8 protein-coding genes are annotated in these 9,853 nt (G+C 71.3%); 5 read left to right on the top strand and 3 right to left on the bottom strand.

The window, feature by feature from the left end; genetic code table 11:
- Positions 1–128 precede the first annotated feature (128 nt).
- Complete coding sequence (locus tag ACZ4FV_RS42705) at positions 129–1,400, bottom strand: alpha/beta fold hydrolase (protein ID WP_402233252.1); 1,272 nt, start codon at positions 1,398–1,400, stop codon at positions 129–131.
- 361 nt (positions 1,401–1,761) lie between these two features.
- On the opposite strand from ACZ4FV_RS42705, the gene ACZ4FV_RS42700 reads away from it, so the two are divergent.
- Both ACZ4FV_RS42700 and ACZ4FV_RS42695 read left to right on the top strand, forming a co-directional pair.
- On the top strand, positions 1,762–2,946 hold the full coding sequence (locus ACZ4FV_RS42700; protein ID WP_395863529.1) for a lactate 2-monooxygenase: 1,185 nt from the start codon (positions 1,762–1,764) through the stop codon (positions 2,944–2,946).
- 209 nt (positions 2,947–3,155) lie between these two features.
- Positions 3,156–4,331 (top strand): low temperature requirement protein A, encoded by a 1,176-nt coding sequence (locus tag ACZ4FV_RS42695; protein ID WP_402233316.1) that lies wholly within the window; start codon positions 3,156–3,158, stop codon positions 4,329–4,331.
- Between the two features lie 29 nt (positions 4,332–4,360).
- Here the strand turns inward: ACZ4FV_RS42695 and ACZ4FV_RS42690 are convergent, their stop codons facing one another.
- A complete protein-coding gene (locus tag ACZ4FV_RS42690; protein WP_395863527.1) occupies positions 4,361–4,867 on the bottom strand; it encodes an Lrp/AsnC family transcriptional regulator in 507 nt (168 codons plus the stop codon).
- 216 nt (positions 4,868–5,083) lie between these two features.
- Here ACZ4FV_RS42690 and ACZ4FV_RS42685 point away from each other — a divergent pair, with 216 nt between their 5' ends.
- Positions 5,084–6,328: a trans-sulfuration enzyme family protein gene (locus ACZ4FV_RS42685; RefSeq protein ID WP_402233255.1), complete on the top strand. Its 1,245-nt coding sequence runs from the start codon at positions 5,084–5,086 to the stop codon at positions 6,326–6,328.
- Positions 6,329–6,424: 96 nt separating this feature from the next.
- On the opposite strand, the gene ACZ4FV_RS42680 is transcribed toward ACZ4FV_RS42685, so the two are convergent.
- Positions 6,425–7,663 carry an FAD-dependent oxidoreductase gene (locus ACZ4FV_RS42680; protein ID WP_395863524.1) on the bottom strand — a complete coding sequence of 413 codons (1,239 nt, stop codon included), beginning with the start codon at positions 7,661–7,663 and terminating at the stop codon, positions 6,425–6,427.
- A 229-nt stretch (positions 7,664–7,892) separates the two neighbouring features.
- Here ACZ4FV_RS42680 and ACZ4FV_RS42675 point away from each other — a divergent pair, with 229 nt between their 5' ends.
- Both ACZ4FV_RS42675 and ACZ4FV_RS42670 read left to right on the top strand, forming a co-directional pair.
- Positions 7,893–8,501 carry a TetR/AcrR family transcriptional regulator gene (locus ACZ4FV_RS42675; protein WP_402233261.1) on the top strand — a complete coding sequence of 203 codons (609 nt, stop codon included), beginning with the start codon at positions 7,893–7,895 and terminating at the stop codon, positions 8,499–8,501.
- 131 nt (positions 8,502–8,632) lie between these two features.
- The gene (locus tag ACZ4FV_RS42670; RefSeq protein WP_465326174.1) at positions 8,633–9,784 is read left to right on the top strand and encodes a transporter substrate-binding domain-containing protein; all 1,152 of its coding nucleotides are present in this window, start codon (positions 8,633–8,635) and stop codon (positions 9,782–9,784) included.
- The last annotated feature ends 69 nt before the right edge of the window (positions 9,785–9,853 follow it).

Raw genomic sequence — 9,853 nt, 5'->3', positions numbered from 1 at the left:
CCCCCCCCCCCCCCCCCCCCCCCCCCCCCCCCCCCCCCCCCCCCCCCCCCCCCCCCCCCCCCCCCCCCCCCCCCCCCCCCCCCCCCCCCCCCGAGCCGCTGCCGGACGGGGATGAGGGTGGGAGTAGGTCAGATCTTGCCGGCGACCATGTCCATCAGCCGGTCCAGGACCGCGCCACCGGAGGCGTGCGAGCCGTCGTGCTCCCACTCGTTGGTGACCCACGCGCGTACGTTGGCCACCTCGCGCGCCGTCTGCAGGGACAGGTCCGCGTCCACGTACATGTCGTCGAAGTAGACCGCCGCCGCGACCGGGACCGGATTCGTCCGCAGGCGCTCGATGTCGTACAGGACCGGCCAGTCGTCGTGTCGGGCGAGCAGGTCGGCCGCCTCGCGGAACGGGCGCAGGGCGGCGATCTCCTCGAACATCCAGGGGTACATCATCTCGCCGGTGAACAGCAGCCGGTCGGCGTTCTCGGCGAACTCCGGCAACCCCGCCCGCACCTTCTCCGCGGCCCAACCGGTGGCGACCTTGCCCTGGCCGTAGATCGGCTCCTGGAGCACGGCCCACAGGGGGTTGTCGGTGAGCGCGGTGGCGTGCATCACCGCGGCACGGAAGGTGTCCGAGACCTGGTCGCCGTCCCACGCCTCGTCCAGCATCCAGTGCACGCGCTCGTAGCCGTCGCCCATTCCGAACGCGTTGCCGAGGAACTGGAGCCGGCGCGGGGTCAGTCGGTCGCCGTCGGGCAGCCGGACGTCGTGCGCGGTGAGATGGTCGGCGAGCCGACGCACCTGCTCGACGTCGTCCGGGTAGCGGGCGTAGTACTCGGCGTTCTTGTCCCGCACCCGGGGATAGGTGCGCCGATAGACCTCCTCCGCGGTCACGTCCAGACCAATCAGCCCGCCGGTGACGTAACAGGACTTCAGCCCCTCGGGCGCCGTGGAGAGGTAGGCGAGGGTGATGAAGCCGCCGTAGCTCTGCCCGAGCGTCTCCCACGGCTCGTCGCCGCACAACCGCCGGCGGATCAGCTCGGCGTCGGCGACGATCGAGTCGGCGCGCATGTGCCGCAGCAGCGTGGCGAGTTCCTCGGGTGCGGTACGGGCGGCCAGGCTCGGCGTGATCGGCGTGCTGCGGCCGGTGCCGCGCTGGTCGAGGAGCAGGACGCGGTGCGTGCGCAGCGCGCGCTGGAGCCAGCCGGCGGGGCGATTGGGCCGGGCCGATTTGCCGCCCGGGCCGCCTTGGAGGAAGCACAACCACGGCCGCTTCTTGTCGACGGCGGTGGGATCGACCACCTCGCGGGCGAAGACCTCGATGGTGGGCCCGTCCGGACGGGAGTGGTCGAGCGGGACGGTGAATGTGTGATCGGTGAGGGCCATCCCCGGGATCCGGGTGATGCGGGTCATGCGGATTCCTCTCCAGCCTCTTGTCCGTGTCGTACGCGGGGCACTTTAGTGCCGTGTGACATTTCACAGGAGAGATGGGCTTCTTGTCTCGCCTCCCGGCGAAGCAATATCGGCACGACCCCGGGGTCCGGACGCACACGAGTGGGTCTGCCCTGATGTCGGGAGGTCGACTCGTTCGATACGTTCGGCTTGGTCGGATGGTTCGGCTTGCTCGGTTGGCTCGGCCTCCTCCAGGGGTTCGGGCCGCCGTTCGGCCCGTTCGGCTCTTCCGCGTGCTCGCTCGGTGCGGGATCGTCGTCGGGTCCGCGCGAGGATTCTCCGTTCCGCGAGGCGAGACGAGGCGAGGCGAAAGGTGGCAGTCGTGGCCGATGGTCCCAACGTTGCCGGTCCGTTTTCCGCGTTCCAGGACTCGATCTACCTCGATGGCCTGTTGACCGGGGAGACCCCCGCGTACCCGATCGACGCGTCCGACCTCGAGGCCGCCGCCGGAGAGCTGCTCGAACCGGGTCCGCGCGGATACGTCCTGGGCGGCGCCGGCGGTGGGGCGACCATGCGGGCCAACCGGGCGGCGTTCGAGCGGCGTCGGATCCTCCCGCGCATGCTGCGCGACGTGGGTGGGCGTGACCTGTCCCGCTCCGTGCTGGGCACCGACCTGCCCGCTCCGGTACTGCTCGGGCCGGTCGGCGTGCAGTCCATCGTGCACCCGGAGGGCGAGTTGGCGACCGCGCGCGCGGCCGCCGGCCTGGGGGTGCCGATGGTGGCGAGTACGGCGTCCTCGTACACGCTGGAGGAGATCGCCGCCGCCTCCGGCTCGGGTCCGCGCTGGTTCCAGCTCTACTGGCCGCGCGACAACGACGTCACCGTCAGCCTGCTCGCCCGGGCCCGGGCGGCCGGTTACACCACACTCGTGGTCACCCTGGACACATGGTTCCTGGGCTGGCGGCCGAGCGACCTGGAGCGGGCGTACCTGCCCTTCCTGCGGCAGGTCGGGATCGCGAACTACCTGAGCGATCCGGCCTTCCTGGCCGGTCTGAGCAAGCCGATCGCCGAGGATCCGACGGCGGCGATCGCGCACTGGGCGGGGATGTTCTCCGACCCCACCAAGACCTGGGACGACCTGGCGTTCCTGCGCGAGAACTGGATCGGTCCGATCGTGCTCAAAGGCATCCTGCATCCGGACGACGCGCGCCGAGCGCGCGACGCCGGTCTGGAGGGGATCGTCGTGAGCAATCACGGCGGACGCCAACTCGACGGCGCCATCGGCGCGTTGGATGCGCTGCCGAGTGTGGTCGAGGCGGCCGGCGGGGACCTTACGGTGCTCTTCGACAGCGGCGTGCGCACCGGCGCCGACGTACTCAAGGCGCTTGCCCTGGGTGCCCGCGCGGTCCTGGTGGGCCGGCCGTACGTGTACGGCCTCGCGCTGGGCGGTGAGGCGGGTGTCCGGCACGTACTGCGCTGCCTGCTGGCCGAGTTCGATCTGTCCATGGCGCTGTCCGGACACGCCGCTCTCGACGGACTGGACACGTCGGCGCTGGCCTCGGATTGACCTCGGGCCTGCTCCGGGCCGGCCCCGACGAACCTCGCACCGACTTCGGACCGGGTCGGTCGTATTCGCGCTGACGGCCGCTCGATATAGCCCTGTTTGCCCGCTGGATTCGGATACTCTCCGCGCATGATCATGCCCGGAACGAGAGGACCCAGTTCGTGAGCGATCCCGCGCGTCCCGCCGCCGGCCCGCACGCCATCCTGCGCCGGATGACCTCGCGCGACACGGCGGAGCCGCACCGCGCGTCCACCCCGCTCGAGTTGTTCTTCGACCTGACCTTCGTGGTCGCGGTGGCCCAGGCCGGCAGTCGACTCGTGCACTCGCTGGCGGACGGGCACCCAGGACACGGGATCTTCGGGTACCTGTTCGTGTTCTTCGCGATCTGGTGGGCGTGGGTGAACTTCACCTGGTTCGCGTCCGCCTACGACTGCGACGACCCGCTGTACCGGGTCGCCACGCTCGTACAGATCACCGGCGTCCTGGTCCTGGCCGCCGGAGTGCCGCGCGCGTTCGACAACAGCGACTACGCGGTCGCCATCGTCGGGTACCTGATCATGCGCGTCGCGCTGACCTTCCAGTGGCTGCGGGCGGCCCACGACGAGACCGACCCGGCGGCCCGGCGCACCGCACTGCGCTACGCGGCGGGGCTGGTGCTGGTGCAGATCGGCTGGGTGGTCCTGCTGCTGCTCCCGGACGCCGCGTGGAAGTGGGGCTTCGTACCGCTGGCGATCGCCGAGATGGCGGTGCCGGCGATCGCCGAACGCCGCCACACCACCGCCTGGCATCCGCATCACATCGCCGAGCGGTACGGGCTGTTCACCATCATCATGCTCGGCGAGAGCGTCTCCGCCGCGACCATCGCGATCCAGACCGCGCTCGACGACGAGGCCGCGCTGGACGAACTGCTGCCGATCGCCGCCGGCGGGCTGCTGATCGTGTTCGCGGCGTACTGGATCTACTTCGCGGTGCCGATCCACGACTTCCTCGCGTCCAATCGCCAGGCCTTCCTGTGGGGGTACGGCCACTATGTGATCTTCGGCTCGGCGGCGTCGATCGGCGCGGGCCTGGAGGTCGCCGTCGAGCAGGCCGTGGGCGAGGCGCACATCTCCCGGATGGCCGCGTCGGCGAGTGTGACGATCCCGACCGCGCTGTTCCTGCTGACCACGTACGCGCTGCATTCGCGACACCACAAGAACGGCCTCGCGCAACAGTCGCTGCTGCCGACGGCCGCCGTATTGGTCCTGCTCTGCACGTTCCTGGGCGCGGCGGCCGTACCGACGGCCGGCGCGGTGGCGGCCTTGACGGTGGCGATGGGGATCGTGCTGTCGGCGCGGCAGGGCGAGGGGGATGTACGGCCGCGCACCGGGCGGCGGGCCGAGGGGTGAGGTGCCCCCGGGGGCACGGTGCGGCCGGGTCAGCCGGCCGTCAGGCGCCGGGCCGGGCCCTGGGGTTCGGGTGGGAGGAGCGGACCGCCTTGCCACTGTTGGAATATCAGCATGGTGTGCACCTGGGTCACCTCGGTGCGTGCGGTGAAGCCGTCCACCACCAGCCGTTGCAGTCCGGTCGCGTCGGCGACCGCGACGTGCACGAGGAAGTCGTCGGGTCCGGCCAGGTGGTAGAGCGCGCGGGTCTCCGGCAGCTTCAGCACGTGCCCCACGAACGGGTTGAGCACCACCCGGTGATGCGGCCGCACCCGAACCGCGAGCATCGCCTGCAACGGCCGGCCGAGCGCCGCCGCGTCGACCTCCACCGTCGCCCCCTTCACCACCCCGGCCGAGCGCAGCCGGGCGACCCGGTCCAGGCACGTCGACGGCGCGATCCCGACCTCGGCGGCGAGCGCCTTGTTGCTGATCCGGGCATCGTTCTGGAGGGACCGGAGAATCCCGAGATCGATCGGATCGAGGGCGATGGATTGGCTCATCGGGCGATCATAATTCGGGCCATCGGCTCATTTGCCGGGGGGAGGCGCACGATGGCGGGCATGGCTGACCTCCGTGTGGATCTTGACGCAGTGAATGGGACGACGGGCGTGGATGGCGGGCTCGCCGTGGGCGGGGTGCACGGAGCGCGTCCGGTGGACGGCGTGCGTGCCGTGGACGGCGTGCGCGGCGAAGGCCGAGTGGGCGGGGTTGGGCGGATGTTCGAGACACGGGCGGTGCACGCGGGTCGCGACGACCTCGCCGCCCTCGGTACGCACGCCGTGCCGATCGATCTGTCCACCACCTACCCACTCCCGGACCTGCCGGCCGCGGCGCTCGCCCTGGACGCCTACGCGGAGGGCGCGCTGCCGGAGGGCTCGCCGATCTACGGCCGGTTGACGAATCCGACGGTGCGCCGCTTCGAGGTCGCGCTGGCCGAGTTGGAGGGATGCGCCGACGCGGTCGCGTTCGCGAGCGGCATGGCAGCGGTCACCGCGTGCCTGCTCGCGGCCGCCGCGCAGGGCCGCCGGCACGTGGTGGCGGTCCGCCCGCTGTACGGCACCACGGACCACCTGCTCACGAGCGGCCTACTCGGCACCGAGGTCACCTGGGTCGAACCGAGCGGGGTGGCCCGGGCGTTGCGACCGGACACCGGTCTGGTGATGGTCGAGACACCGGCCAATCCGACCCTGGCCGAGCTGGACCTGGCCGACCTCGCCGCCCAGGCGGGGGACGTTCCGCTGTTGGTGGACAACACGTTCGCGACGCCGGTGTTGCAACAGCCGGCCAGGTCGGGCGCGCGGATGGTGCTGCACAGCGCGACCAAGTTCCTCGGCGGGCACGGCGACGTGATGGGCGGCGTGGTCGCTTGCGATTCGCAATCGGCCGACGTACTGCGCCAAATTCGGTTCGCCACAGGAGCGTTGCTGCATCCGTTGGCGGGCTACCTGTTGCTGCGCGGCCTCTCGACGCTGCCGATCCGGGTCGCGAAGGCGTCCGCGTCGGCCGCGATCCTGGCCGAACGGCTGGCCGCCCACCCGGCGGTCGAGCGGGTTCACTACCCGAGCATCGGCGGCGCGCTGGTGGCCTTCGAACCGGCCGGCGACCCGATGGCGCTGGTGGCCGCGCTCCGGCTGATCACACCTGCGGTCAGCCTCGGCGGCACGGACACGCTGATCCAGCACCCGGCTTCGCTGACCCACCGGGTGATCGACGACGCGGCACGGGACGAGGGCGCGATCGGACCGAAGTTGCTGCGTTTGTCGGTGGGTCTGGAACACGAGGACGATCTGTGGGGGGACTTGTCGGCGGCTTTGGAGCGGAGCTCGGCTACTTCGGCCTCGGCTTCGGCTGCGGCTGCGGCTGCGGCTTCCAACTTGGCTTCCGCTTCCGCTTCCGATTCCGCTTCGGTTTCGGTCTCGGTCGTGATGCTTCATCAGGAGACGTCTCCGGCGCACGTTTGAGTGGCCCGGTCGGGGTCGAGCCGGGTGGGCGCGCTCCGGACCTCGTGACGACCGACCGCCGGTCCGGAGCCGCGCGCCCTGCGGCCCGAACAACGCTCAGCGGTACGTCAGGCCGGAGAGACGCAGCGCAAGGTCGCGGCGTACGGCGGGGATTCGGGTGATCGTGCGCAGCACGACGTTGCGCAACGGGCGCAGTGCCGGGGTGATCGTGGCGACGCGGGTCATCCGGTCGGCGAGCCGCACGATCTGCTCGGCGATCGGACGGCGGGTGGCGCCGTACGCGTCCAGGGCCGAGGTCGCGCCGCCGTCGAGCACCGAGCCGAGCGCGTCGGCCAGCGCCACGGCGTCGAGAATGCCGGCGTTCATGCCTTGCCCACCGGCCGGGCTGTGCACGTGTGCGGCGTCGCCGGCCAGCAGGATCCGCCCGGCCCGGTAGGTGTCGGCGACGCGGTGGTGGACCCGGAACCGCGATCCCCACACGACCTCTTCGACCACCACCCGGCCGGTCGACGGGCCGCGCTCGTCGATGAGTTCCTGTACGAAGGCGAGCGACGGCTCGTGCGGCGCGTCGGCGACCGGCGCGACGACGCGGTGCCGACCACCCGGGAGCGGAGCCACCACCACGAGACCGGCGGGTGCGAAGTACAGGATCACCTCGTCGGCCGACACGGCACCACCGAGCCGCACGTCGGCCAACACGAACGACTCGCCGTACGTACCGCCCTGGAATCCGATGCCGGCCTGCTCGCGCACCGTGCTGTGCATGCCGTCGGCGCCGACCACCCAGGCGGCACGCACTTGTTCGCCGTGCTCGAAGGTCGCGGTCACGCCGTCGACGTCCTGGTCGAGCGCGGTCACCGAATACGGCCGCAACACGGTGCCGCCGAGCTCGGTCAACCGAGCCGACAGGGTCGCCTCGGTGGTGGCCTGGGACACCATCAGCGAGTACGGGTAGTCGGTGGGCAGCCCTTCGAAGTCGATGCGGACGACCACCCGGTCCCGGTCACGAATGGTGAACGTCGGTGACTGGATGCCCAGTTCGACCAGCGCCCCGGCCACGCCGAGCGGGGCGAGCACCTCCAGGGTGCGGGCGTGTACGACGGCGGCCCGCGAGGTGTGCTCGGCGGCGGCGTGCGCGTCGACGACGGTGACGTCGCGCCCCTGGGCGACCAGGGCGAGGGCGAGGGTCAGCCCGGCGGGACCGGCGCCGACGACCAGGACGTCGGTGGTGGCCGGCAGTCGCGGGGGCGAGGAGGGCTGCGGAAACGGCTGAGGGGTGGCGGGAGTGGTCGGGATGGCGGGAGTGGCGGGGGTGGTCGGGGGCTGGGAGGTCACGGCGGGCTCCTTCGGGGCGATGGCGTGCGACGGGCTGCGATGGGGTGGCTCGGTGCGGTGCGCTGCGATGCGGTGCGCTGCAATGCGGTGCGCTGCGATGCCGGATCGGGCGCGGCGTCGGGTTGTACGGGCCTACATCCTTGTCAACACCTGTTGGCCAACGACTGTTGACATAACCATGACGCGACCACCTCCGATTGTCAACAAGCGTTGGCCTACAATCGTTGACATGAGTACTCCGCGAAGGTCATCGACCGAGACCAAGGCCGTGATCCTGGCCGCCGCACGCGAGCGGTTCGGGTCCGACGGCTACGAGCGCGCGACGATCCGGGCGATCGCCGCCGACGCCGCGATCGATCCGGCCATGGTCATGCGCTACTTCGGCAACAAGGAGAAGTTGTTCGCCGCCGCCGCCGATGTGGACCTGCGCCTGCCCACTCTCGAATCGGTCCCCCGCTCTCGACTCGGAGCAGTGCTCTCGGCCCATTTCCTGGATCGCTGGGAGGACGACGAGGCGATGATGATCCTGCTGCGCACGGGCGTCACCAACGAGGAAGCCGCCGAACGCATGCGCGCGGTCTTCGCCGGACAACTCGCGCCCGTCGTGCGCCGTGCCTGCCCGAACCCCGAAGAGGCCCCCCGTCGCGCCGGCCTGGCCGCCACCCAGGTTCTCGGCCTCGCTCTGTGCCGCTACGTCCTACGCCTCCCGCCGATCGTGGCCATGACGCACGCCGAGGTCGTCGGCTGGCTCGGCCCCCAGCTCCAGCGCTGCCTGACCGGCGATCTCGGCACTCCCGAAGAAGCCCCCAAGGAAGCCGCCGAGGAAGCCCACGGGTAACCCGCAGGCGCCCGCGGAATCGGGGGGATTCCCCCCAGTGGCCGCCGAGTTGGTTCCGGTAGCGTCCCGATCAGGCCCGAACCGGCCGAGCCGAGCGGTGTCCCGCGCGCCGCCACCGGAGGTGATGCGTCATGTCCACACACGCAGTTCCACCGCACCGCACGGCCCGGCGCCCGCTCCGCCGGCCGGATCGCCGTTCCAACCGCCGCCCGGAGCCCCGGTACACGGTCGGGCGCCCCACCTCGGGTCGGCCGCCGCGCGGCCGGCGCGCCGTCACACCGGCTCTGGCGCTGTTGGCATCCCTGATCGTGCTGGTGGCCTGTACCTCCTCGACCTCCACCCGGAGCCCGGCTGCCGTGCCCATCGGTCCCGCGCCGCCCGCGGCCCTCCCGGGCGGAACCGCGCCCGGTGCGACCAACGACCCGTCCGCCGCCTCGTGCGGCAATCCGACCGCGAGCCTGCGCCCCAAGTCGGGGCCGCCGCGTGCCGCCGACTACACGACCGACGGCTCGCTCGCACGCATCCTCAGTCAGGGCTACCTGACCGTCGGGATAGACCAGAGCACCTATCCGTTCAGCTACGCGGACGCGACCGACCACAACAGGCTCAAGGGCTTCGACATCGATCTGGTCCGGGAAATAGCCGCCGACCTGTTCGGCGACTCGGACCCGAACCGACTGCGCTTCCGCGTCGTGCCCAACAGCATCCGCGAACAGGCCGTCGCGCACGGTCAGGTGGACATCGTCGCGAAGTCGGTCACCGTCAACTGCCGGCGCCGAACCGTGGTCGACTTCAGCTCGATCTACTACGAGTCGGGACAGCGCGTACTCGTGCTGCGGGGCAGCCCCGCCGCGGCAGGCGACCACTCGAAGGGCCTGACCGGCCTACCGAGCGGAACCCGTGTCTGCACGGTCGCCGGCACCACCGCGGCCGACGCGGTACGCGCCACCAGGTCCCTGGCCCCCGTCACCGGCGACACCTGGGCGGACTGCCTCATCCACATCCAACAGGGCCAGGCCGACGGAGCGGTCGGCGACGACACCATCTTGGTCGGCCTCCAGGCCCAGGACCGCTTCGTGGAACTGGTCGGTCCCAAACTCACCCGCGAGCCATACGGCCTGGAAATCGCCAAGAACAACCCGGACCTGGTGCGATTCGTGAACGCGTCGCTGGAACGCATCCGCCGCGATGGAACGTGGCTGCGCCTGTACGACACCTACGTGGCCCGCTTCATCCCCGGCACCGAGGCGGCGACTGCGCCGGAGGCGGTGTACCAGGACTGAGACCCGAAACGGCGTCGGAACCTGCAGGAGCATCGGAACCGGTGGAGCAGAGGAGCGTTGGAGGCGGCG

Source organism: Embleya sp. NPDC025285, assembly GCF_055558835.1.
Note: the sequence above shows the minus strand (reverse complement) of the source record. Positions and strands in the feature narration are given on the sequence as shown.

Excerpts from the sequence above, each read along its gene's own strand:
- ACZ4FV_RS42690 (WP_395863527.1), bottom strand. The coding sequence starts at position 4,867 with ATGAGCCAATCCATCGCCCTCGATCCGATCGATCTCGGGATTCTCCGG.
- ACZ4FV_RS42685 (WP_402233255.1), top strand. The coding sequence starts at position 5,084 with ATGTTCGAGACACGGGCGGTGCACGCGGGTCGCGACGACCTCGCCGCC.
- ACZ4FV_RS42695 (WP_402233316.1), top strand. The coding sequence starts at position 3,156 with ATGACCTCGCGCGACACGGCGGAGCCGCACCGCGCGTCCACCCCGCTC.
- ACZ4FV_RS42675 (WP_402233261.1), top strand. The coding sequence starts at position 7,893 with ATGAGTACTCCGCGAAGGTCATCGACCGAGACCAAGGCCGTGATCCTG.
- ACZ4FV_RS42705 (WP_402233252.1), bottom strand. The coding sequence starts at position 1,400 with ATGACCCGCATCACCCGGATCCCGGGGATGGCCCTCACCGATCACACA.
- ACZ4FV_RS42670 (WP_465326174.1), top strand. The coding sequence starts at position 8,633 with ATGTCCACACACGCAGTTCCACCGCACCGCACGGCCCGGCGCCCGCTC.